This is a genomic window from Chryseobacterium aurantiacum (assembly GCF_003020585.1).
GTDB classification, from domain to species: Bacteria; Bacteroidota; Bacteroidia; order Flavobacteriales; family Weeksellaceae; genus Chryseobacterium; species Chryseobacterium aurantiacum.
The window spans coordinates 275,722-300,525 of sequence record NZ_PXUE01000001.1; the positions used below are offsets into that span (position 1 = coordinate 275,722).

Genomic DNA, 24,804 nt, shown 5'->3' on the forward strand with positions numbered 1-24,804 from the left:
TAAGAGAAATAAAGAAAAAATCCTAGTGAGAACCGGGATTTTTTCTTTATTAATTGATTAGGTAATGGAATAATGTTTCGGGGCTTGGAGAGGTTGCGAACTACGGAACCGATTGTTTTCTATGAAAGATGAAATTTTTCGCGAACTGTAAACGTGTATTCACTACAAAATTTGCAATCTTGCCAAACACCTGTTGTGTGATGTTTTTATTTTTCTAATGTTTCTAGTAGCCAATTCAGGCAAACTTCGGAATCCATAATTGACCAAGAATGTGGATTTTTGGTTCCGTCTAATCGAACTCCTTTTCCTTGACTAACGATTACTCTGGCGTTTTCATTTCCCATTATTTTTAATTGGTTTATCATTGAGATGATATCAATTCCATTCCAATCATGTAGGTCACGATGTCTTTGATTAATTAACCAATCTGTATCCAAATCAGTAAACATTAAAAGAGGCATTTTCTTTAAATACTTTGCGTTTCCGCCATCTTTTGCTCCGTAAGAATAAATAGAATTTTCCAGATATTTTTCCGGAAATTTGTCTGGAGATCCTCCATAAATACTGTCCCAATTATTCTTTATCCATTTTGCTTCATCTACTGCAGGCTGATAAATATTTCTTTCGATTTCTCTTTCGCAATATTTGTAAAATCTGGCCTGGTCTAAAGGGGCGTCTAATGCAAAAACTCCTTTTGGTATTAGAAAGAACTTTTCCGGATTTTTAGTTGCCTTTTCAGCGTAGGTTAAAGAAATCATTGCGCCACTTGAAAGGCCCCCGATTATAAATTTATCTTTCGGTACTTTATGCTTTGCGACAATTTCACTGAAAATTTTATCAAGTAATTTGAATTCTGCTTCTCGATTATCTGTTCCCCAATTGATTGATGGAACAATGACCATAATTCCTTTTTCAACTGCTATTTTTGGCAGAGTTATTTGTTTTATTGTATTTTCAACAAGTTCTCCACCAGAAGGAATAATAACCAAAACACCTTTAATACTAGTTTTTGGTACATATTTATAATAAAATAATTCTGTAGAATCATCATCATTAATGTACAGGTCAGAATCATCTGTTTTTGAAACAGATAGTTTTTCGAATTCTTGTGCTTTACAAGATAAAAGATTAAAAATTAGAGCAAAAATTAATAGGTTTTTCATTTTTAGTTTTTTTCGGTCAAAACATTGTACAACATCCAAATTTACGCATTGCGCTAATGTTGTTTTGGTTTTAGCTATCTATTTATTAATCATTAAATGTATTATTTCCTCTGTTCTCGCACAAATCCTTTTGTGTGATTTAAATAGTATAAATGAAACATTCAAATAAATAACCTAAAAGCTAATTTCATAAGATAGCGCGGTGTTTATTTATTCTGTTCAATCTGTTGTATTAAAAAGTCCATAGGTCTGTCAAATTTTGTCTTCAAGTCACTTGGTTCAATTTGTATTTCTACGTCTGGTTTAATGCCTTTTGGATCAGACTGAAAATTGGGTGTCCTCATTTTGTATTGGAAAGTAGGGATCCAAACCAGTGTTTTGGAATAGGGTAGAATAAAGGCTTGCCCGCCTGCATTGCTATAATTACTTCCTTGGGAATATTCGCCAAAAAAACTTCCGATTTTATATTCCCTCATCAAGGCCAATAAATGTCCTGTTGTAGAAAAACATCCTCCGTTTATTAATACGCTGATTTTACCTTTGTAATAATTGGGCTTGTTTTGCTGTTTTTCAAACCACCAATCATCTGTGCCATCAGTTTCTGTATAGCAGTGCAGCCCATTTTTAAATTTTGTTTCACTCAAATCTATTTCTTCAATATAGTCCGGATATTGGGCATAATGTTTCCATTCTTTTACCGTGCTATATTTGGCTCCTCTATAATCAAGATAGTAAAAAGGTTTGCCGGATAAATAGGAGAAAAGATAGCTTGCAATATCCGCAGAACCACCACCATTATTTCGTAAATCTATAATTAAGTTTTTTGTATTTAAACTGTCCAGTTGTTTAAAGAATCGATCGATTTGCTTTTCAGCAATTTTTCTGTCATTTTCATTATAACCATTTTCAAATGAATGAAATTTCAAAATTGCCAAATTATCGGTTTTAAATTCGGTTGTTAAAGGGTCAATTTTTTCAGTATTATTTTTTGTGTAAGTTTCAAAAGTGATCCCTTGAAGTTTTTCTTTTTGCTTATGATTGTTATGGTCTAAATATTCTATCTCAAATTTATTTGTTGGATTAAAAATAAAATAGAAAAAAGGAAAGTTTTTAAATCGGGTGTTCAGTCCTGTTTCATTTCTACCCTCAAGATGAATGAATTTCTGGATTTCTTTCACAATAGAATTCATCTCTTTTCCATTGATTTTTAATACTTGCAAGCCCGTATAATCCTTGTTTTCAATAGTGGATTTATCCAGATAATACTTGTCTTTAATTTTATAAATACTGAATGGAAATACAGGCCTTTCTTTGAGTAAAGTTGTAATTTGGTTTCTGTCAACAGCGGTATGTCCATCTTTAATTTTTGCCATTAAAGTTGCCGTTATCTTGTAGTATTCTGGAATGGAAAGATCTGTTTTGATTGACTTTCTTAGTGATAGGTAGGTTTTGTCGAATTCATTTTTAGAACAGAACAAAAACTGTCCCGGATGAATGGTATTGGTAAGGCGATACAGTTCTGCAAACTCTGCCAGAACGCTGTCTTTTTTTAATGATTTTTCAAACAACAGATTTTCAGTCTTTGTATTTTGTCCGAAAACAGTATGAATGGCTAAAAGCAATAAGGGTAATAATAATTTAAAATTCATCTTTGATTTTCTTTATACTTGAGTTTTCTTGAATGATATCCGGCGTGGCTTGCACAAGAATTCTTTCGTACGTTAACGAGGTAATAGCTATGATATTTTTAGGTTGATATAGTAATTTTGTTTATTAAGAATAAACTCTATTCTTTCTTTTGTATGTTCAATAATGTTTAAATCTCCATAATCAAATTCTTTATGATGATTAGGGCATAAAAGAATAATGTTTTCCTCTATCTCTTTACCTTTTTTATGCTTTGGATTTATATGTGCTGCTTCAATATATTTAGAGCCATCTTTTTTCAATATGAATGTGTTGCAAATTTGACATTCAAAGTTTCTTAGCAACTTAATTAATGCAATTGTTTTATTATTTCTTTTGTATTTTTTTACATTAACTGTCACTTCTTCATCCTCGAAATTTCTGTTTTTCTGTAATTCTTCTATTAATTCATCTCTGCTTTTCTCCTTTGTATAAAATTCAGCAATTTCTCTTTGTTCTTTTTCATTAATGAAATTTTCGCTTATCTCAAGAATGGCTGTATTTTCAATTAATTCAATATATCTTTTGAAAACTTTTCTGAGTTTTACCTTTGCATCTCCTTTTGTCTTAATGTAATCAATATGTTGTTTTAAAGCATTTAGTGTAATTTCTAATTGTTTGATTCCATAGTTTTCAAAAGTAAGAAGTAGCAGATCATCAAAAAGTTGAACATTTAGAGTTCTTGTAAATTTTTCACCAGTAAAAAACTTTGGAAAAATCTGTCCAATAATCATTTGAGCATAGCCTTTATTAAAATTGGTTTTTTCTACTAATAATTTAATTCCATCTTGCTTGGATATGGTTCCATTCACTATTGAAGTTCCAATATTAAAGATTTCTATATGGGTATAATTCATTGTTGAATTTTCTTTAAGATTATTTTGTAAAACAGTATGTTGTATTCTGCGAAACCAATGTTAGGAAAATAAATCCTTGTAGTCCTACTACCGCACGGGTCCTTTCGTGAGGTTTAGATATTATTAGAACGGTTAGGATATTAAATGGTCTCTTATGTATGCTTTACTTTGAAGATTTAGATTTTTTACTATTCAATGCTTTCTGCTGTATCCATTGTACGGCAGTATCAACAGGGGCTGTATCTTTGCTGGAGGAAGTATTGTGTCCCAATTGGGGGAAAGAAACATATTCGAAAGGTTTGCCCTGAGCTTTAAGGGTATTCAATTCCTCTATACACAACTTTACAGGAATCTGTATATCTTTTTCACCAAAAAGCCAAAGCCCGGGAATTGAAAGGGTATTCAGATAGGTTTTGGGGTCGGTGGCTACAAATTGGTATTTGTCCGGATCATTTTTAGTATGCTCAACGGCATCTGCTTCGGTATGATTTTCCCAGAAATTTTTGTTTCCATTGGTATAAAACTGAAATCGAAGTTGTTCCAGAGTGGTAATGGTAGGGCCGCTAAATAACACCATAAAGTCAATCTGCGGGTTTTTGCTTGCCGCCATCGGGATGATCCATCCTGCCTGACTGAAGCCAACTAATCCAATGGGTATTTTTTTATCTTTCAAATAGGTTTGAAATGTTGCTACGGCTGCATTGGCATCCTGAGCCAGTAAAGTAAGATTGGCAGGATCTATATTATTGGTGCCCACTGAGGGACCTACATATACACCACCAGATTCTCCAACTCCGCGTTTGTCGTAGGTGAATACGGCAATGCCTTCTTTGGCAAGACGTTTTGCGAATTCCATTTCTCTTTTTACCGGATCTGATCCGTGAACAATGACCACTGCTGCAACTGATTTCTTAGGTTCTAAAATGGAGCCCGCAAGAGTGATATTCTGACTTTCAAACTTTACATCCTGAATGGTAAAATCGACTGATTGTGAAAATACCATTTCTGGTAAGGCTATTAATAACAGCCAAATAAATAGGTTAGAAAAAAAGTTATTTTTCATGGGTTATAGTTACGGGTCAAATATAATAAAAAACCGCTCTATAAAATAGAACGGTTTTAGTTTATATATAGTAGTTAAGACTACATCATTCCTGGCATTCCACCACCCATTGGCATAGCCGGTTCTGCGCTCTTCACTTCAGTGATTACACATTCAGTTGTAAGAAGCATTCCAGATACAGAAGCTGCGTTTTCAAGGGCAACTCTTGTTACTTTAGTTGGGTCAATGATTCCTGCTTCAAGTATATTGAACTACTCGTCGATTTTTGCGTTGTGTCCAAAATATATTGTTTTGTAAGGATTTGTGTCAAGAGTAATTGTATTTATTTTTTTACAATAACTTGCTTTGTGAGGGATTTATTGTTTTTGAAAGTTAATTTTAAGTAATATATTCCAAGAGAAAAATCAGTCATATCTAATTTAATGAAATCTTTTGTATTTGTAATGAATTTAGGAGTTAAAAACCTTCCATCAGTACTATATAATTCTACTTTTTCGGCTTTACCATTTAAACTTACATTGATATAATCGGAAGTAGGATTTGGATATACAACAAATTGTTTTTCAGTTTCTTTTTCTGATGTACCTAAAACTGTATCCCCGGTAAAGCTTCTGTATATTTTTCCATTTGTTCCTGCTGTGAAAATATAATTATTAACTAATTCAAGAGAGTTTAAGCTATACTGAGTTGTTAATGATGACCAATCTATTCCGCCATTTATGGTTTTGTATATTTCACCATTTTTATTTACAATATATCCTATATTAGGGGTGTAAAATTTTGTTAACGTATAATCGTTGTAAGGAACAGATATTTGTGTCCAACTTGTACCACCATTAGTTGTTTTGTAAAATAGAGAATTATCTCCCGCAAAGTAACCATTATTTTCATCAACAAAATGAAAAGAGTTGATTCCCTTTCCTGCTAATTCAATGAGAGGATTCCATGTGTTACCTCCATCTATTGTTTTATACATCGCACCATCATAATTCCCGATTCTATTGGCATAACCCACAAGCGAGTTTACAAACTGAATATTTCCAAAGGCTTGGTTTGATACCTGTGTCCAACTGTCTCCTCCGTTTGTTGTTTTCATGACTTTTCTTTGGTTAAAACCACCAGAAATAAAACCAATATTACCATCTAAAAAACAAATTGCAGTTATCCCTTCGTCTATAATATCATTTCCATTATTTAATATAGACCATGTTGCTCCTCCATCAGTTGTTTTATAAACATGTCCTCCATATGTTCCTCCAGTAGTTGCATACCCTAAGTTTTCATTAATAAATGTGAAATCACTACTATTAACAGAAGTGCCAAGATTTAAGGTGCCAACCAATGTCCAAGTGTCACCAAAATTATTGGTTTTGTAAAATTGATTACCAGTTAATGCAAAACCAACATTATTATTGACTATTTGTAGTTGGCTAAAATCATCGTAGGTGGGCGAATGTTGTGTCCATGTGTTTCCTCCATCTATGGTTTTAATTATTCGTCCTCTTGCCCCTGTAGCAAAGCCTTTGTTACTGTCCTGAAAGAAAATGCCATACATTGAAGTATTGTAAAAGTATCCGTTTTGGAAAAGAATATAGCTCCAAGTAATTCCACCATTGGTTGTTTTATAAGTTGCTCCATACTTTCCTGTAGCAAAACCATTATTTTCATCTAAAAAGTAAAAATCATACATTGCTTCAAATGATCCTGTAATTTCTGTCCAAGTTTCGCCACCATTTGTGGTTTTAAATAAGGAATCGTGTTCTCTTGATGCAAAACCGATATTCTGGTTTATGAAATAAACTGTGAAAAAGTCAGATGGGGCTCCATTTGTATTATAAGTATTGTACCAAGTGTTTCCACCATCTACAGTCTTTTGTATCTTGCCGTCATTACAAACAGCATGTCCAACCAAAGAACTTGTAAAGGCAGTTTTGACAACAGTTACGTTTGGAATAGTATAATTTAACCATGTAATTCCACCGTCAAGGGTTTTAATAATACTATTCGAACCTGATAGAATAATTGTGTTATTGTCTATAATATTTACTGTATTAAAAGAATCATTAAAACCAGTAGCTATTTGTTGCCAATTTACACCATTATCTATGGACTTTAAAATATAGCCGGAATTCCCTACAATGTACCCAATCCCATTCTTAAAACTAATATCATTACCGCTGTAAATATTTTGTTTTTTTGTCCAAGTTGTACCAGAATCTATAGTTTCTAGGAGTTCATTTGATGTAATTATAAAACCTTTATTGCTAGAAATGAATTCAATATGCTTCCCAGTGTTTGCTGTTGGTTTGGGATTTAATAATTCCCAATTAGTCTGAGAAAATGTTTCATTAAAAGTAATAGTAATTAAAAATAGTAAAAGTATTTTTTTCATTTATGATTTTCTTTTTATAACGTTTTTATTGTGATCAAGTGTGATCAGGGGAAATATAATATTTATAAGCAAAAATATTGTGAATGCAATTTTAGTTAATTGCTAAATCTTTTTAGAGCTTTGATTCAAGTTTAAAGTTTGTATAATCAAGAACTTTATTGTATGTTTTCATGGTTTTATTTAGAGGTCCAAATATAGTTAAAAAACTAATACAGATAAAAAAACCGCTCTGCAAGGCAGAACGGTTAATATATTAATTTGTTTTAGCGATACGCTATTACATCATTCCTGGTATTCCACCACCCATTGGCATAGCTGGTTCTGTGCTCTTCGCTTTAGTGATAATACATTCAGTTGTTAACAACTATTGCCAAGCCTCTTTTTTGTCAAGCAATTCGATAACAGTACATATCTTAGTTATTTCTGTTGTCAAAAATTTATAAAATATCAGAGGTCCATTTGTTGTTTCCTGCTAGGCTTTCAACGGTATCAATTTTCCAAACTTTCCCTTGTTTAACCACGCTATATTTTTTCGACGGAGTTATGTTTTTAATTTTTGGTGTTTGTATTTCTACTTTATTTTTTGTTAATTCTGTGCACATTGCAATTTCAGAGCTCGAGTTATAAGTTCCACCATAGAAAAAATAACCTGTATGTGCCCTATGATATTGTCTGTTTTTTGAAGTGCAGTATTTGTTGTAAATGCTCTGCAAAACTTTTCTTGCCACACTGTCAATTTTTGCAAGTTCATCTAATTGAGTTCGGTCTCTTTTTACCAAATTATGACAGTCGTTCGCCCATTTGTTATAGACTTTTACGAACTCAATAACAGTTTCCATTGATGTTCTGTCGGTGTCTGGCAAAGTATTTTCTATGTATTTATCGAAGTCCATTTTGATCAGTGATGTATAGCTTAAAGTTCCTGCTAACACCCAAATTTACACATTGTGTAAATAGTATAGACCTATAGTTATTATATATATTTTTTGTAACCCTATTTTATATCAAGACCACAAAAAAACCGCTCTATAAAATAGAACGGTTTTAGTTTATTATATATAGTAGCTAAGACTACATCATTCCTGGCATTCCACCACCCATTGGCATAGCTGGTTCTGCGCTCTTCACTTCAGTGATTACACATTCAGTTGTAAGAAGCATTCCAGATACAGAAGCTGCGTTTTCAAGGGCAACTCTTGTTACTTTAGTTGGGTCAATGATACCTGCTTCAAGCATGTGAACATACTCGTCAGTTTTCGCATTGTATCCGAAGTCACCTGTTCCTTCTGCTACTTTAGCAACAATTACAGAACCTTCTCCACCTGCGTTAGCAACGATTTGTCTTAATGGCTCTTCGATTGCTCTTTTCACGATTTTGATCCCTGTAGTTTCGTCAGAGTTAATTCCAGTAAGGTTTTCTAAAGCAGAGATTGCTCTTACTAAAGCAACACCACCTCCAGCTACGATACCTTCTTCAACAGCTGCTCTTGTAGCGTGAAGGGCATCATCAACTCTGTCTTTTTTCTCCTTCATTTCAACTTCAGAAGCAGCACCTACATAAAGTACAGCAACACCACCAGCTAATTTAGCTAATCTTTCCTGAAGTTTTTCTTTATCATAATCAGAAGTAGATGTTTCCATCTGAGCTTTGATCTGAGCTACTCTTCCTTTGATTTTAGCTTCGTCACCACCCCCGTTTACAACAGTTGTGTTGTCTTTATCAATCGTTACTTTCTCAGCAGTTCCAAGCATATCCAAAGAGATGTTTTCCATAGTGAAACCTTGCTCTTCAGAGATTACCTGACCTCCTGTAAGGATAGCGATATCTTCTAACATTGCTTTTCTCCTGTCTCCGAATCCTGGAGCTTTTACAGCAGCAATTTTAAGAGAACCTCTTAGTTTGTTTACTACCAAAGTAGCTAAAGCTTCACCTTCAACTTCTTCAGAGATAATTAATAGAGACTTACCACCTTGTGCAATTGGCTCAAGAACTGGAAGTAATTCTTTCATTGAAGAAATTTTCTTCTCTACTAAAAGGATATATGGGTTTTCTAGTTCAGCTAACATTTTCTCAGGGTTAGTCACGAAGTAAGGTGACTGGTAACCTCTGTCAAACTGCATTCCTTCTACAACGTCTACTGTTGTGTCAATACCTTTAGCTTCTTCTACAGTAATTACCCCTTCTTTTCCAACTTTTCCGAAAGCTTCAGCGATTAATGCACCGATAGTTTCGTCATTGTTAGCAGAAACTGAAGCAACCTGCTTCACCATTTCTGTAGAATCTCCAACAGTTTGAGACTGTGTTTTAAGGTTTTCAACAACTGCAGTTACTGCTTTGTCAATTCCTCTTTTAAGATCCATTGGGTTAGCACCAGCAGCTACATTCTTAAGACCTTCTCTTACGATAGCCTGTGCTAAAACAGTAGCGGTAGTAGTACCATCTCCTGCAATATCATTAGTTTTGGACGCAACTTCTTTTACCATTTGCGCACCCATATTTTCTACTCTGTCTTCAAGTTCGATTTCTTTTGCAACAGAAACACCGTCCTTAGTTACGTGAGGAGCACCGAAAGATTTTTCGATTACCACGTTTCTACCTTTAGGACCTAAAGTTACCTTTACCGCATTAGCCAATGCATCTACCCCTCTCTTTAGAGCGTCTCTTGATTCAATATCGAATTTTATTTCTTTTGCCATATTTTTTTATTGTATTAATGTACTTTGTACAATGTATTAATGATTTTGTATTCCGAAAATATCATTTTACATGAATACATTTTACTTTTTACAAATTAACCGATGATTCCTAATAGATCAGCTTCTCTTACGATTAGATAGTCTTTTCCTTCTAACTTTAATTCAGCACCTGAATATTTTCCATAAAGAACTTTGTCACCTACCTGAACAGTTGTAGGCTCATCTTTTTTACCAGGACCTACTGCCACTACAGTACCTTCTTGCGGCTTTTCCTTTGCAGTGTCCGGGATAATAATACCTGAAGCTGTTTTAGTTTCTGCAGCAATTGGTTCTACTAGAACTCTGTCTGCTAATGGTTTAAAGTTTACTGACATAATATATTTATTTTTTAATTATTCCTGTCTTGTAAGACTCTAAATGTATGCCACGAGATGCCGGTGGATGAAATGGCAGACTTTTGTTTCTGAATGTGAAAATTTGGCAGAAAAATAAAAAAAGCCGGAATTCTCCGACTTTTATTTTTGTATGTTATGAGTTGATTTTATTATGGACAGTGCTGTCCTGGCCCAATCCATAGGATACATTGTCCTTTATAATTGTACTCGCAGCAGAAGCGTCCTGCAGCTCCGCCATTGATCGTTTTCTGAGCATCTCTGCTTAGTAATTTAGCATTTTTCATAGTTAATAATGTTTTATTTGTACAGTTCCTGAACATTTAAAGTCAATCAGGTTTTTGACATTTGGTGTTGAAGTGGTATTTCAAATATAAAACTTTTTCCTTAATATGTGATATATTTTTAAAATTTATTTTTAATTAAATAATTGGTTATCAGATTGTAATTAATGGATTGTCTTTATTTTATAGTTTCCATATACATTTTTCTTCCATTCATGTCGATGTCCTGCCTCATCATCTTTCTTGTTTCTGGATCGATGTAGTAGGTAACAATTGTTGTTTTATCACTAATGTCATCAGTTGTTTTTACAGCCCAAACTTTTTTACCGTTCAGATCGGTTTTCTTTACATCCAGAATATAGGCTTTGATTACTCCTTTTTTAGCCCGTGGATTATAATCGAAAATGGAAAGCTCTGTGGTACTATTTTCTTTCAATGGAAAGAAGCGTAACAACATTGGGTAACTGCTGCTGTCAAAATAATTTTCTGCAGGAATTTCTATATCTTCTTTTTGCTGGGTCTTTTTATCGAGGTAATAACCGGTTACTTTACCTTTATTATAGATAAGAGCCATATTTCTCATCATATTATAAGATGAATGTTGTACCGGCTGAAAATTAGCAGTCTTTACGATAGCGGAATCTACCCAGCTGGCATCAGGCATCTGTTTCATCTTGACGGTGGTCTTAATGAGCAGATCGTTTTTGCTAAGCTTTTTAAATTCTGTGATAATACTTCCGATCTCTGTTTTGGAGCCTGCATTTTCAGTATACCATACGGCCTCTGATGTTTCGTCTTTTATCAATTTGGAATTGATATTTACATTTTGCGGGGTAAGAAGCTGTTGTGAAAAAAAATGAGTAGTGCTAACTAACAAAAGAAAAATAAATGTTTTCATGATCTTTTTAATAGTTAGTTGTACTGATATTTAAAAAGTTACATGATGGGATACAAGGAGTTCATAAAAAAATAGCACTAAGCAGAAAGTGATTTGTTTTTCTGCTGTTGATTGATCTTTGAAATAATGGCGCCTGAAACTGCAATTCCTATAAAATTGGTGACGGATCTGGCTTCATTCATAAAGCGATCTACACTGTAAAGAAGAGCAATATCCGTCAACGGAATTTTTCCGAATCTGTTCAATGTAAAAATAAGGGCCAGAAATCCTGAACCAGGCACTCCGGAGGCTGTTTTTGAAGTAATGGAAATAATAATAAACAGCCATAGATAATCATAAATATTCAATGAAATATTATAAAACTGGACGAGAAAGCAACAAGTGACGGAAAGGTAGATACAGGCTCCTGCTAAATTGAAATTATATCCCAAAGGAATAATAAATCTTAAGATTTTTCTGCTGTATCCCTGAGATTCCATTTTCTCAAAAATTAAAGGAAAAGCTGTTTTAGAGGAAGATGTACTCACAACCAGAATAATTTCTTCCTTGATATCCAGTAAGAATTTCCAGAGATTAAATTTAAACAGGTAAGAAACAAGCCCCAGAACCCCAAAAATGAATACAATATCTGCAATATATACTGTGGCAACCACCTTACTCAAAGGTAAAAGGGTATTGATACCATATACAGCGACACCATATGCGATGTTGCAGAAAATAATAAGTGGCAGGATAATATAAAGATACTTAATAACCGTGTAGAAGATATTTCCTCCACGATCCAATATGTTCAGGAACTTTGCTTTTTGGGGCGTAAGGTTCATGGCAATTCCCATCAAAATAGAGAGAAGAAGAAAAATACCATGCCTGTTGAGATATAAAAGAGTAGATAAACTACCGTCTTTGATTTCAAATGTTTTGGGAAGAGAAGTATTGATTCTGGTGATATCAATTCCTGTATCAGCGCCGGGCTGCATCATTAACCCAAAAATAAAACCTATCATAATGGCTGCCGAACTCAGGATCAAAAAATATAAAATGGTTTGTCCTATCACATTTCTTGCATTTTTGATTTCAGACAATTGGCTGATTCCATACATGACTGCCATAAAGATAACAGGAAGAATCAGGGTTTCCAGAATCATAAAAAAATACCGGCTTACCACTCCCAGCTTAATGCTTTGCTCGGGAGCGTAGTGCCCAGCCAATACTCCGCCCATCATTGCTGTAAATACATACAAGGTGAGGTTTTTGAGATATCTGCCGGTGAATGTTTTTTGAGATTGTAACGGATTCATCTGGAAAAATAGGCTGTCTTTACAAAACTAATTTTTAAGTTTAATTATTATTTATGAAGTTGAAGATAACAATTATTCATCAAATTATGATCATATGGTTCCAAGAAGCAAGGCTCCAATCAGCATGATAATGGAAGATCCGATGGCCCACTTCAATGTATATTTCAAGTGATCTGAATATTCTACTCCAGCTAATGATACCAACAGATAGGTGGAAGGAACCAATGGGCTTAATAAATGGGAAGCCTGTCCTACAAGACTTGCTCTTCCTAATATTTCCGGAGCAATATCCAGCTGATGTCCTGTTGCCTCAATAATAGGTAGTATCCCGAAATAATAAGCATCATTTGTGAGGAAAAAAGTCAAAGGAACACTGAAGATTGCTGTAATAATATTCAGGTAACCGCCCCAGCTTTTAGGAACAATATCGATCATGCTATTACCCATGGCCTGCATAATACCGGTTCCATTTAAAATCCCTGTAAAAATCCCTGCTCCAAAAATCATTCCTGCTACAGACAATGCATTCCCAGCGTGTTTTGAAATAATTTTCTGCTGATCTTTAAGTTTAGGATAATTGATAACAGAAGCAATACAAAAGGCAATCATAAAAGCGATACCCAATGGAACAATATCTAAGATCATCACTGTTAATAGAACAAGGGTTAAAATCAGATTCACCCAGATTAGTTTTGGACGGAGAAGCTTCGGGTCAGATTCTCCGGCAATATCACCAGCGCTGTATTTGGTGTATTTTCCATATTTTGCGATGCGTTTTTTTTCTTTGTTTCCCAGAATATAGGCCACAAATATCACCCAGATAATGCCTAAAGCCATAATAGGAATCATAGGAACAAAAATTTCCGTATGCCCTAGCTTCAAAGAGCTCATCACTCTTGCAGTGGGACCGCCCCAAGGTAAAATATTCATAATTCCGCCCGCCAGCATAATGATGCAGGTTAGGGTAAGAGGGTTCATTCCTTGTTTTTTATATAGTGGAAGCATAGCGGCAACTACAATAATGTAAGTAGAAGAACCATCACCATCCAAAGAAACCAGTGTGGTAAGAATGGCTGTTCCAATAGTTGTCTTGATTGGGTTGTCTCCAACGGCTTTTAAAATAAGATTGACTAACGGTTCAAAAAGCCCGGTATCTATCATTAAGCTGAAATAAAGGATGGCAAAAATGAGCATAACACCCGTGAGGGCTATTTCCTTTACCCCGTTCTTCATCATTTCTCCCAATTGAGGCCCAAAACCGGCTAAAAATGCGATTGCCACGGGAATAATAACTAAGGCGGTGAGGGGTGTCATTTTTTTATTCATGATAAGCACCATAAAAATGATGATCATCAAAAATCCAAGGAGTGTAAGCATAAGGGGTATTTTTTAGTTATTTATTTTTATTTTTTCTCCAGTCAAAATTGTTTCGGAAACCTACGTAGGCATAGTTACTGGTAGATCCGGTTTCCAGCTGGTTGATAAAAGCCACTTCAATGGCTGAGTTTTTTCCTGTTTTTATTCCTATACCCGCTGTTAAACGATTGCTGTCAAAAGTCTCTTCTTTGCTGGCATTCATTCTGATTTCATTTTTTAGAATGCCATAGAATTTTTCTTTTTCACCGGCTCTATTGAATGGAATTCTTAGAGAGATAAGGTAGCGGAGTCTTACGATAAACTCATCGGGATTACTGATAAACCGTTCTTCTACACGGAAGCGGTGTGAGATAGAGGTTCTTCCTATATTGCCTCCCAGGCTTACCTGTTGGAAAGGCCTTTTTTCATACCTTTCTTTTTTGGAATTATCAGATTTGTACGAGTCCAGAATAAGGAACATCATTCCTAAAGCAGGCCTTACGTCATTGGCTACTTCATAATCTACATAAGCGGAAACAAGAAAGAGTCTCGTGTCATAGGCCAGATCGAAAGATCGGTATTGAGAAAGGGCTGTTAATGTACTTTTGTCTGTCAGTTTTGCAGACATAAGGTACTGGAACCACATATTATAATTGTCTCTACTTTGAGCATAGATGAACTGGCTGAACCCGAGTAAGAGAAAGATGATTAATGATAATTTAATTTTCATGTAATACTGAATTAATATCCTGCTTTTCCAAATATATTTATAAGATGTAGCCGTGGATTTATTTTTCAATCAATGGCAGTTTTTATCAGTGAACTGCAATTTGGGGAGAAAAAGGTGTTATATTTGAAAGATTGAAAATTGGATATTTTAGATGTTTTTTATTATAAATATTGTATTTATATTATTGGTTTTTAGGGTTTTACTTAATGGTAAGATTTTAAAAAGACTGATGGAATATCATTGGGGGTTTTTGCTGAAATTTCAGCATGCTTTATTCTTTTTATTCTTTTTTATCATCACTTTTTTCACCGAAAATTACTTTTTGGATGTCCCCGAACTCATTTGGTCTGTATTATTTGTTATAATTTTCAATGTGGGAATTTACTATCTGGTCTATTTTTATCTTGTCCCCAGGTTTTATCTTTCCAATAAGTATCCTGAGTTTATTTTGTATGCCTTTATTTGTTTTTTGGTTTCAAGTCTTTTCAGGATTTTGCTGGAGCCTGCGGTATTTCATATGAAGTTTAATGAAACTCTTTCCAATACAAAATTTCTTTATAATGTATACACTGCGCAAGGAATTGTGATACTTGTGGCATCATTTTTAGGAATCACGAAAGATAAATTTTTAATTGAGCAGGACTTTAAAGAATTGGGTGAGGAAAAAGATCAGCTGTATCTGAACCTGTTGAAATCAAAGCTGAATCCTCATTTTTTACTGAACACTCTTAATAATATTTATTCTAAAAGTTTTAACCCGTCCGAGAATACTTCTGAATCTATTTTGCAACTAAGCAGATTGTTGCAATATGTTATTTATGATACCAATAAAGAGAAAATTACACTTATGCAGGAGTTTTCTTCCATTAAATCTCTGATAGGCCTTTATCAGTTGAAGTATAATAATTTGCTGGATATCAATTTTAGAATAGAAGATGAGGAAACGCTGGAAATTATTGAGGTTCCTCCGTCTATCTGCCTTACCTTATTTGAAAATGCTCTGAAGCATTCGGCGGTGGGAATAGAGGACAATAGTTTTATCAAGGTGTATTATAAAATACAGAATCAGGAACTTGTATTTGAAATAAAAAATTCTGTTGCCAGGAACCGTAATCTTATCGGCAACTTTAATGATAATGGACTCGGGAATGAAGCGGTTATCAGTATTTTGGAAAAATATTATCCCGAAAGGTTTACTTTTATATCTGAAGAAATTGAAAATAATACATACGAGACTATGTTAAAAATTAAATTATAATGGCAAACCTTACCATCGTAGGAGTAGATGATGAATACCCAGCATTAGAGCTTATCCGACATTATTGTGATCAGATAGAGGATGTGGATTTGCTGGAGATATTTCAGAATCCGGAAGAAGCCCTTCAATATTTACAGAAGAATAGGGTAGACCTTGTTATTCTGGATATTAATATGCCTTATATTAATGGGATTGATCTTCTTTTAAAACTACCGTATAAACCTCTATGTATATTTCTTACGTTAGAAACTCAATATGCAGTAAAGGCATTTGAATTGGATGTTGTACATTATCTGGTGAAGCCCGTAGATTTTGAAACCTTTAAAAGGGCGGTCTATAAAGCAAAAGATTTTTTACAATTTAAGAAGTCTGCCGAAGATAAAAAGCAGGAAGATTTTATTATGTTTAAGTCTAATTATATCATGAATAAAGTCCTGCTACAGGATATAAAATGGATACAAGGTTTTGGAGAATATATTATTTTGATCACCCATTTGAAAAAATATATGATTCTGGAAAGGATGTCTAATTTCGAAGAAAATTTTCAAAATCTGGGATTTATCAGAATTCACAAATCATATATTGTTCTCTTTTCACATATCAGTTCCTATGATGCTAATACCATTTACCTGAAAGGCGGGGAGCAGCTTCCACTGGGAAGAACCTATAAAAAACAACTGAAAGAATATTTTGGATAAAAGTTGAAAAGCAAAGTTTAACTTTTTTTGTAGATAATCTTATTGAAAAATAAAAAGCTCACCGTATCAGTGAGCTTTTGTAATATAGTTTAAGGACATGACTGCTTATAATCGTCAAGGAGTTTTTTGTACATTTTCGTATATAACTCAGTTTTGTAATGCATATTGATTCTTGCAGCTTCGGCTCCTTTTTTGCCCTTTACCATTGCCTTTCTTTCCACATCAGATTCTTTTTTATTTTCCTTAAAGGTTTTATTGGAAAAATAATCATTCTTTCTGGCTTCATCTACTTTTTTCAGAAACTCAGGACAGTCGGCACCTACAATTTCATAAGCGGTATAAAACTTTTTATAGAGCGTTTTCATATTGAATAATGCCAAAGGACTTAATGAGCTGTAATCTACCGGGGCAACGGCAACTGTCTCACCAGGTTTGCTGAGGTAAATCATAACATACATTAACTGGCAGCTGTCTTCATTTCCGTCAAATCCTGAAGCAAAGTTATTTCCATAGTTTGCTTTGCACATCATACTTCTGTACCCATAAAGGTTAATGGGGCCTTTCTCCATCAAAGGAAGCATCAATACTCTTCCTTCAGATTCCATTTTCAAGTCGTTATTGATTTCCTTTACAATTCTTTTATCCAGTTGAAATACTTCATGGGTGTCCTCGTTGGTATACATAAGACTTTTGATTTCAGATATGGGAATCAGTTGTATGTTTTTATCTTCTTTTGAGGATTTGAACTTAACTTCTTTCCTGTCTAAATGGGCACTTTTCTCACTATTTCCTCCTATAAACTGGAAAGTTGCAACATCAGGCAGCAAAAAATCCTGAGCTACTCCTTTCTTTGTACTACCGTCTTCCATAAGGATTTCAATCGGTAGAAAATCTCTTTTGCCGGTATAAAACTGCAGAGATTGGGCACATAGGGTAGAGGCTGTCACAAAGGACAGTAATAAGATAGTAAGTTTTTTCATGGTTATTGTTAATGATTGTATTAGCTTTTTCCTGCAGCCTGCATTGGATTTACTTTTCCATTTGAGCTTCCTCTCACAGGAGCCCCTTCCTGTTTTTGTTTAAAGAGTTGGAATTTTGAAGTTTCTGTACCGGAACCATTATTGCTCCAAAGATTATTATTGGTATCAATATCGGCTGTTTCTCTCATTGGATCAAGCTGAATCGATTTTAGTTTTTTATCAAAATAATAAGTCTTGGAAACCTTGTGTTCATTCAATCTCCAGATCTGTGCAGATGACTTATCATACAATTTTGTCCCATCTTCAAATGTGAATTCAAGGATAATAGGCATTACCAGTCCGCCTTTATTCACAAAGTCAATCTGATAAGCTGTAATGTTTTTGAATTTCTCCTTATCCTTAGCATCCAAAGGCAGAGTAGCATCTGTTTTAGCAGTGTATTCTTTTGTACTTGGCTTTTCCTGACCTCTGTCATATCGATAATAGAAATCCTGAGCATCTTTATCTGCGTCTACATAGAACTTAATATTCTTGTCCTCTCTATTTCTGATTTTTGAAATATCTTCAAAACTGCTCACTAGCGGCTTTTCAGCCTGATATTTTATTTCTTCAACAGCCTTTGGATTGGTTTCCAAATTGGGAGTTGCTACCGTTACCTTATCAATGGCAATATCTACAGGATCTGTTCCATAGAACCATCCTCTCCAGAACCAGTCAAGGTCCTCACCACTCGCATCCTCCAACGTGCGGAAAAGATCTGCAGGTTCAGGATGTTTGAACGCCCATCTTTTTGCATAGGTTTTGAAAGCTTTATCAAAAAGTTCTCTTCCCATAATGGTTTCACGAAGAATATTCAATCCTGTGGCAGGTTTTGAATATGCATTTGGACCATATTGAATAATATTTTCAGAATTACTCATGATGGGTTCCAGTTGATCTTTCGGAAGCTTCATATAATCCACAATTGTCCAGGCCGGACCTCTTTTGGATGGGAACTTGTTGTCCCATTTTTCCTCTGTAAGATATTCTGTGAATGTATTTAACCCTTCATCCATCCAGGCCCATTGTCTCTCATCTGAGTTGATGATCATAGGGAAGAAGTTGTGTCCTACTTCGTGGATCACTACTCCTATCATTCCATTTTTAGTTCCTTCAGAATAGGTGCCATCTTTTTCAGTTCTTCCGAAGTTGAAGCAGATCATAGGATATTCCATTCCGCTGGCAGCTTCTACAGATTGGGCAACGGGGTATGGATAAGGAATTGTAAATTCCGAATATGTTTTAATGGTATGGGCAACTGCCTTTGTGGAAAACTTTCTGTAAAGACCGTAAGATTCTTTTGGATAGAAGCTCATAGCCATTACCTTATTGTTGTTTTCAGGGATTGTTACACGCATACCGTCCCAAACAAATTTTCTGGAAGAGGTCCATGCAAAATCTCTTACATCTTTCGCCTCAAAAACCCAGGTTTTTCTTTGTTTTGAATGATTTTTCTCAGCTTTTTTGGCCTCATCCAATGTTACAATTTCGATAGGTTCAGAAGCGTTTTCAGCTTTTCTGTATCTTGAAAGCTGATCAGAAGTTAATACCTGATCATAGTTTTTACACTCTCCTGTTCCGCCTACAATATGATCTGCCGGTACATTCATAGAAACTTTAAAATCTCCGAAAACCAACGCAAATTCACCTCTTCCGGTAAACTGATGATTTTGCCAGCCTTGAAAGTCACTGTAAACACACATTCTTGGGTACCATTGTGCCATCGTGTAAAGATCGTTACCGTCTTCAGGGAAGTTTTCATAACCACCACGGCCGCCCATCTTCATTCTGTTGGATATATTGTAGTTCCAGTCTACCTTAAAGACGAATTTTTCTCCCTTTTTTAAAGCCTTGGGAAGATCAATACGCATCATGGTTTTGTTAACCGTATATCGTAATGGAGTTCCCGAAGCATCCGTTACTTTTTCAAGACTTACCCCATAGCCATTATCCTTTACAGGAAGTTCCGTTACCTTCAATTGGGTATCATTAGTGGAAGCCGGGAGCTTTGTGGAGGTATCATATCCGGCATTTCTTATACTTGAATGTTCATTTTCATCAAGCTGAAGCCAAATATAATCCAGTTCATCCGGAGAATTATTATAATAAGTAACCGTTTCTGAACCTTTCAGATTTCTTTTGTCCTCATCAAGGTAAGCTGTAATGTTGTAATCAGCCCTGTTTTGCCAGTATCCATGGCCGGGTGCACCAGAAGCTGTTCTGTAAATATTGGGTGTTGGAAGAATAGTTCCCAGCTGCTCAAACCTGTTTCCATGGTTGCTGCCCGGGTTATTCTGAATATTTTGTGCGGTGAAACCTGTATATGAGAATACAGAAAGTGAAAGTATAGCAACTTTTAGTTTCATAACCGAAAAGATTTAATATTTATCAAAGATAGTAATAAGCTGTTGAAAAAATGAAAATATTTCACGTTTAGAAAGGAATTCTTTCCAATGCCATTTTTAAGGATAAAGCAAATACACCGGATGAAACAAAGAGGATCCAATCCTTTTTATTGACCTTAAAAATATTGAGAAGAATAAACAAAACCACCAGAATAGCAAAAACAATAACGATTTGCCCAAGTTCCAATCCAATATTGAAACCCAGCAACGGAATTGCTATACTTTGGCTTTTTGCAATCATAACCCTTGCCGTATTGGCAAAACCCATCCCGTGAACAAGCCCAAAGATGAGAGCAAGGTAATAATTAGCCCGCATTAAAGTCTGTTTTTGATTTTTCATGATGATATTATCCAGAGAAGTCAGAACAATAGTAAGCGGAATTAAAAATTCAACCCAATCAGACGGAACCCTGAAAACATCCAGAATACTTAGAGCTAAAGTAATGGAATGCCCAATGGTGAACGCTGTTACAAGAATTAGAATTTTTTTCCAGTCACTGTAAGAATAAACAGCAATGAGCGCCAGTACAAAAAGCTGATGATCTAAGGCATCCAGAGAAATAATATGTTCCCATCCAAGGTTTAAATAAAATAGAAAGTCCTGCATTTAGTAATAGATTGTTAGTTTTGTTTATTATGTTAAAATCTTTAAATTGATGATTTTTGGATTACAATATTTGTTAATATTTTATTGAATAAACAATTAAATAAAATTTGTATTATTGTATTGTTAAAAAAAACAACATGAATTTAAAGAAATTATTTTTTACAAAAGTAAGCATTTCCTATGGTGGAGCGAAGCTTCTCAAGAATGCTACAGTTGCTTTTTTAGGGTTATATTCCTATGGTTTTTACGGACAAGTACAAAAATTGGATTCTCGATTTGATATTTTGTTAAAGAATAAAGAGAATCTGGCAAATGGAAAAGCCATAAAAGGTTTGGAAACCACTGATATGAAGCTGGATCAACATTTGGTAGTGACTTCAAAAGGGGCACAAACAATGTACTCGTGTATTATTTATACTAAAGATCCTGAAAAACTAAAATCTGATGGATTTTTAGTTCAAAGCCAGTTACCAACTTTTTCTACAGCTTTGGTTACTGTTCAGGATATTGAAAGACTGATGAATCTGCCATATGTAACATCTGTGATGGCTCCTACATTTGATGAGCTGCATAATGATGTGAGTAGAGCTCAGTCCGGAGCCAGCCTTTTACAGTCCGGAGCCTTTAATAATACGGCTTACAATGGGACTGGTGTTTTGGTAGGTGTTTATGATACAGGAATCGACTGGAAACATCCGGATTTTAGAAAGGCAGACGACCAGACAAAAAGTAGAATTGTTTCCATCTGGGATCAGACTTTAACCGCACAGGGTGCTGAGGTTTCTCCTACCGGATTTTCAACAGGGGTAGAGTATACAAGAGCCCAGATTGAAGATGAATTAGATGGTACTCCTCCAGGGTTTGTTCGTGAAAATGATACCAATGGACACGGAACTCACGTGGCAGGTACCGCAGCAGGAAATGGTGCTGCTTTTGCAGATAAGAGACATAAAGGGTTTTCAACTGATGCAGATATAGTTTTTGTAAAAGGGGGAAATGGATCTTTTCCTGTAACCAATACAATTAATGCACTGACTTATTTCCAAAATGTAGCAACAGCCCTAAATAAACCGATTGTTGTAAATATGAGTATTGGAGGACAGGCAAGTGCGCATGATGGTACATCATCTCATGAAGTTGCCGTTAACAATTTTACGTCTTCAGGACCGGGAAGAGTAGTTGTTATCTCTGCAGGAAATGATTATGGTGCCAACCTTCATAGAAAAGTTGATATAGAGCCAAGTGGTGCACAATCCTACGTTTTTACAGCAGGAAGTAATACTTCAGCAGCTTCAGTATTTAGCTTTATCATGTATGCTAATAATGATACGGCTGTTACCGCCAAATTAACGGCTCCCGATGGTCAGCAATATGTACAGAATATAAGTACAAATACTACCCACAGTATATTAGGAGGAGGATTTACTGCTGCTATGTACAATTATTGGGGAACAGATAATAACAAACGCTATGTTCAGCTAGTAATCAACAGAGTTGCCGGATCTACCGCCAACTGCCAAGGGAACTATACGCTGGAAATTACAAATAATGGAACACAAACCATCACTACCCACGGCTGGCTTTACAGTCAGGGGACAAATGTAGGGGTTACTTTACAGAATGGTGATAACGAGTATATTGTAGGAACCCCTGGGAATGCGTCCAGTGCAATTACGGTAGCTTCTTATATGGGGAGAGCAAGTTGGTATGCGCCTGCGGGAGGATATTTGTATACTACTCCACAAGAATCAATCTCTCCATTTAGTGCGCAAGGACCAAGAGTTGATAATTTTCAGAAACCGGATATCACAGGTTCTGGACAGGTTGTAATTTCTTCAAGATCCGGTAATTCTGCACCGGCAGCTACGGATATTATTGCCAATACCAATTATTATGTAAAAAATCAGGGAACCAGTATGTCTTCTCCTGGAGTTGCCGGAGCGGTGGGACTATTGCTTCAGGCGAATCCTACACTAACTGCAGCACAGGTTAAGGCGCGTCTTACTTCCAATGCAAGAAAAGATGGGGCAACAGGAAATATTCCTAATACAAGATGGGGATACGGAAAATTAGACATCTATAAAGCAGTTACGGATGAATTAGGATGTGTAAAATCTAACTTTGAGGTTGTTACCTATGATGAGCCTTATATTATTGCCAATACAGAAAGCAATAGTGCAGCCAGTAACTTTGATAATATGGCACTTGCTGTTCGATACACTCCAACTTTAACGGGTAAATTGGGAGGCTTTTCATTTACATCCGGATCCGGTGCAATTCCTGCTGATTTGGCTGTAGATATTCAAATAAGAAAAGTAAATGCCAATGGGGATCCTGGAGATATTATTGCTACAAAAACAGTTTCTTCTTGGATTAATGATGTGCAAAGATTCACCTGGAACTATGTTGATTTGTCCAGTTTAAATGTTCAAATGGTGACTGGGAAAGATTTCTATATTGTAATCAACGGTCTTGCAGGAAGAGTAGCCATTAAAAATGAATCTACCGCAGTAAGCGGACGCAGCAAAACATCAACAGATGGTACAAGCTGGATTACAAGAACTTTTGACCTTAAAATGAGAGCTACTGTCTATGAAGATGTAGCTGAAGTGAAAAATCTGGCTACAGCTAATCAAACTAAAACAGCTCCAGCAGCAGCCGGATATAATTATTTTACAAATTCATGCCAGTTAATTTCAAGAGTGGAAAAAGAAACGGCAAGTACAGTAACAGGAAATGTAACTTCAAAAGTATGGGTAGATAATGTACAGCCGGATTATGTATCAAGAAGATACGAAATAAATCCTGCAACAAATGCTACTACAGCTACAGGAAAAGTAACATTATATTTTAAACAGGCAGATTTTGATGCCTATAACTTGACGAGTGTTGTAAAATTACCTACTTCTGCCAATGACAATGGTAATAAAGCAAATCTTACTATTGAAAAATATACAGGAACAAGTACAACTGGTACTGTAGCTTCATATGGAAGCCCGGCGGCAGTTATTACTCCTAACATTACTGATATTGTATGGAATGAAACCTATCAATATTGGGAAGTGAGTTTCCAGTCAGTAGGTTTTGGTGGTTATTTTGTGAAAACAAGTCCAACTTTGGGTACAACAGAAGTGAAGCTGAATTCAGAAGTAAACATCACTCCAAATCCAGCTAAAGACTTTGTAAATGTTATGCTAGGAAGACATTCTAAAGGTACAGTAACCATTTATGATGCTTCAGGAAAACTGGTTAAAACTGTGGGTGTTAATACCAATTCAAACAGAATCAACGTTTCAGAATTAGTGAAAGGAACCTACTTGTTTACAATTATGTTGAACGATAATACTATAATTACTAAAAAGGTAGTTAAAGAGTAAGTCCTCATTCACTTCAATAATAATAATGGCAGCAGTTTCTATAACTGCTGCTTTTTTTATATTTGTCCCAAAATAAATGAATGCTTAATAAAGTTTTTTTCTCATTTCTTTTATGCCTTACGATGATTTTTCAAAGCTTTGTAGAAAATAAAGCTGTTCATCCTTACCATGTAGGCTCTGTGGAGATCAATTATAATTCTAAGTCCAAAACTTTTGAAGTGACAGGCCGCTTTTTTTTGGATGATATGGAGAATGGACTCAGTAAAAAATATGGAGGAGCTTTTCACTTTAATGATGAAAAATATAAGACCAAACTCAATGAGTCCCTGCAAAAATATTGTCAGGAATATTTTAAATTAAAAGCAGACAATAAATTTTTGAAAGTGAATTATATTGGATATGAAGAAGATCAGGAATCTGTAAATGTATTCCTTGAGTCAGAACCCGTTGCTAATCCTAAGAAAGTAGAAGCAGCAGTCAGTTTTCTGTATAATCTCTTTGATGATCAAATTAATATTGTTCATATCATTGTGAATGGGGAGAGAAGAAGCGAGAAGTTATCCTATCCTAATCGTTATCTGTTTAAAACTTTCTAATCTTAATCGGCAATATAAACCCTATAAA

20 protein-coding genes and 1 pseudogene are annotated in these 24,804 nt (G+C 35.0%); 4 read left to right on the plus strand and 17 right to left on the minus strand.

Annotated features, from left to right (window positions below):
• Positions 1-206: 206 nt before the first annotated feature.
• The 14 genes and pseudogenes from C7D53_RS01290 to C7D53_RS01350 all read right to left on the minus strand — a co-directional run bounded on the left by C7D53_RS01290 (position 207) and on the right by C7D53_RS01350 (position 14,816).
• On the minus strand, positions 207-1,163 hold the full coding sequence (locus C7D53_RS01290) for a hypothetical protein (protein ID WP_106914605.1): 957 nt from the start codon (positions 1,161-1,163) through the stop codon (positions 207-209).
• 206 nt (positions 1,164-1,369) lie between these two features.
• The gene (locus C7D53_RS01295) at positions 1,370-2,812 is read right to left on the minus strand and encodes a S41 family peptidase (RefSeq protein ID WP_185126677.1); all 1,443 of its coding nucleotides are present in this window, start codon (positions 2,810-2,812) and stop codon (positions 1,370-1,372) included.
• Positions 2,813-2,899: 87 nt separating this feature from the next.
• Complete coding sequence (locus C7D53_RS01300) at positions 2,900-3,706, minus strand: HNH endonuclease (RefSeq protein ID WP_106914606.1); 807 nt, start codon at positions 3,704-3,706, stop codon at positions 2,900-2,902.
• A 163-nt stretch (positions 3,707-3,869) separates the two neighbouring features.
• Positions 3,870-4,769: an alpha/beta hydrolase family protein gene (locus C7D53_RS01305; RefSeq protein WP_106914607.1), complete on the minus strand. Its 900-nt coding sequence runs from the start codon at positions 4,767-4,769 to the stop codon at positions 3,870-3,872.
• 80 nt (positions 4,770-4,849) lie between these two features.
• A pseudogene (gene groEL / locus C7D53_RS21090) lies at positions 4,850-5,050 on the minus strand (chaperonin GroEL); the annotation flags it as partial.
• 41 nt (positions 5,051-5,091) lie between these two features.
• A complete protein-coding gene (locus tag C7D53_RS21095) occupies positions 5,092-7,161 on the minus strand; it encodes a YCF48-related protein (RefSeq protein WP_106914608.1) in 2,070 nt (689 codons plus the stop codon).
• Between the two features lie 437 nt (positions 7,162-7,598).
• Complete coding sequence (locus C7D53_RS01320) at positions 7,599-8,054, minus strand: NTF2 fold immunity protein (RefSeq protein WP_162926050.1); 456 nt, start codon at positions 8,052-8,054, stop codon at positions 7,599-7,601.
• 178 nt (positions 8,055-8,232) lie between these two features.
• Entirely contained in the window at positions 8,233-9,858 is a 1,626-nt protein-coding gene (groL, locus tag C7D53_RS01325) for a chaperonin GroEL (protein WP_077418951.1), read from the minus strand.
• A gap of 95 nt (positions 9,859-9,953) precedes the next feature.
• Complete coding sequence (locus C7D53_RS01330; RefSeq protein WP_034696138.1) at positions 9,954-10,232, minus strand: co-chaperone GroES; 279 nt, start codon at positions 10,230-10,232, stop codon at positions 9,954-9,956.
• Between the two features lie 170 nt (positions 10,233-10,402).
• On the minus strand, positions 10,403-10,537 hold the full coding sequence (locus C7D53_RS21185) for a hypothetical protein (protein WP_262497847.1): 135 nt from the start codon (positions 10,535-10,537) through the stop codon (positions 10,403-10,405).
• Between the two features lie 175 nt (positions 10,538-10,712).
• Positions 10,713-11,432 carry a DUF3108 domain-containing protein gene (locus C7D53_RS01335; protein WP_106914610.1) on the minus strand — a complete coding sequence of 240 codons (720 nt, stop codon included), beginning with the start codon at positions 11,430-11,432 and terminating at the stop codon, positions 10,713-10,715.
• Positions 11,433-11,509: 77 nt separating this feature from the next.
• Positions 11,510-12,730 carry a cation:dicarboxylate symporter family transporter gene (locus C7D53_RS01340; protein ID WP_106914611.1) on the minus strand — a complete coding sequence of 407 codons (1,221 nt, stop codon included), beginning with the start codon at positions 12,728-12,730 and terminating at the stop codon, positions 11,510-11,512.
• Positions 12,731-12,820: 90 nt separating this feature from the next.
• Positions 12,821-14,107, minus strand: coding sequence for a CitMHS family transporter (locus C7D53_RS01345; protein WP_106914612.1), 1,287 nt, complete (start codon positions 14,105-14,107; stop codon positions 12,821-12,823).
• Between the two features lie 16 nt (positions 14,108-14,123).
• Positions 14,124-14,816 carry a DUF2490 domain-containing protein gene (locus C7D53_RS01350; RefSeq protein WP_106914613.1) on the minus strand — a complete coding sequence of 231 codons (693 nt, stop codon included), beginning with the start codon at positions 14,814-14,816 and terminating at the stop codon, positions 14,124-14,126.
• Positions 14,817-15,045: 229 nt separating this feature from the next.
• On the opposite strand from C7D53_RS01350, the gene C7D53_RS01355 reads away from it, so the two are divergent.
• Together C7D53_RS01355 and C7D53_RS01360 are read left to right on the plus strand one after the other, a co-directional pair.
• Positions 15,046-16,074, plus strand: a complete 1,029-nt coding sequence (locus C7D53_RS01355) for a sensor histidine kinase (protein WP_106915540.1) — start codon at positions 15,046-15,048, stop codon at positions 16,072-16,074.
• Positions 16,074-16,772: a LytR/AlgR family response regulator transcription factor gene (locus C7D53_RS01360; RefSeq protein WP_106914614.1), complete on the plus strand. Its 699-nt coding sequence runs from the start codon at positions 16,074-16,076 to the stop codon at positions 16,770-16,772. Before C7D53_RS01355 ends, C7D53_RS01360 begins: the two co-directional genes overlap by 1 nt.
• A gap of 89 nt (positions 16,773-16,861) precedes the next feature.
• Here the strand turns inward: C7D53_RS01360 and C7D53_RS01365 are convergent, their stop codons facing one another.
• The 3 genes from C7D53_RS01365 to C7D53_RS01375 all read right to left on the minus strand — a co-directional run bounded on the left by C7D53_RS01365 (position 16,862) and on the right by C7D53_RS01375 (position 20,803).
• On the minus strand, positions 16,862-17,752 hold the full coding sequence (locus tag C7D53_RS01365; RefSeq protein WP_106914615.1) for a hypothetical protein: 891 nt from the start codon (positions 17,750-17,752) through the stop codon (positions 16,862-16,864).
• A 20-nt stretch (positions 17,753-17,772) separates the two neighbouring features.
• The gene (locus tag C7D53_RS01370; RefSeq protein ID WP_106914616.1) at positions 17,773-20,157 is read right to left on the minus strand and encodes a M1 family metallopeptidase; all 2,385 of its coding nucleotides are present in this window, start codon (positions 20,155-20,157) and stop codon (positions 17,773-17,775) included.
• Positions 20,158-20,224: 67 nt separating this feature from the next.
• A complete protein-coding gene (locus tag C7D53_RS01375; RefSeq protein ID WP_076354798.1) occupies positions 20,225-20,803 on the minus strand; it encodes a HupE/UreJ family protein in 579 nt (192 codons plus the stop codon).
• 137 nt (positions 20,804-20,940) lie between these two features.
• On the opposite strand from C7D53_RS01375, the gene C7D53_RS01380 reads away from it, so the two are divergent.
• Positions 20,941-24,180, plus strand: a complete 3,240-nt coding sequence (locus C7D53_RS01380) for a S8/S53 family peptidase (protein ID WP_106914617.1) — start codon at positions 20,941-20,943, stop codon at positions 24,178-24,180.
• Positions 24,181-24,260: 80 nt separating this feature from the next.
• Positions 24,261-24,776 (plus strand): DUF6702 family protein, encoded by a 516-nt coding sequence (locus C7D53_RS01385; protein ID WP_106914618.1) that lies wholly within the window; start codon positions 24,261-24,263, stop codon positions 24,774-24,776.
• Positions 24,777-24,804: the final 28 nt, after the last annotated feature.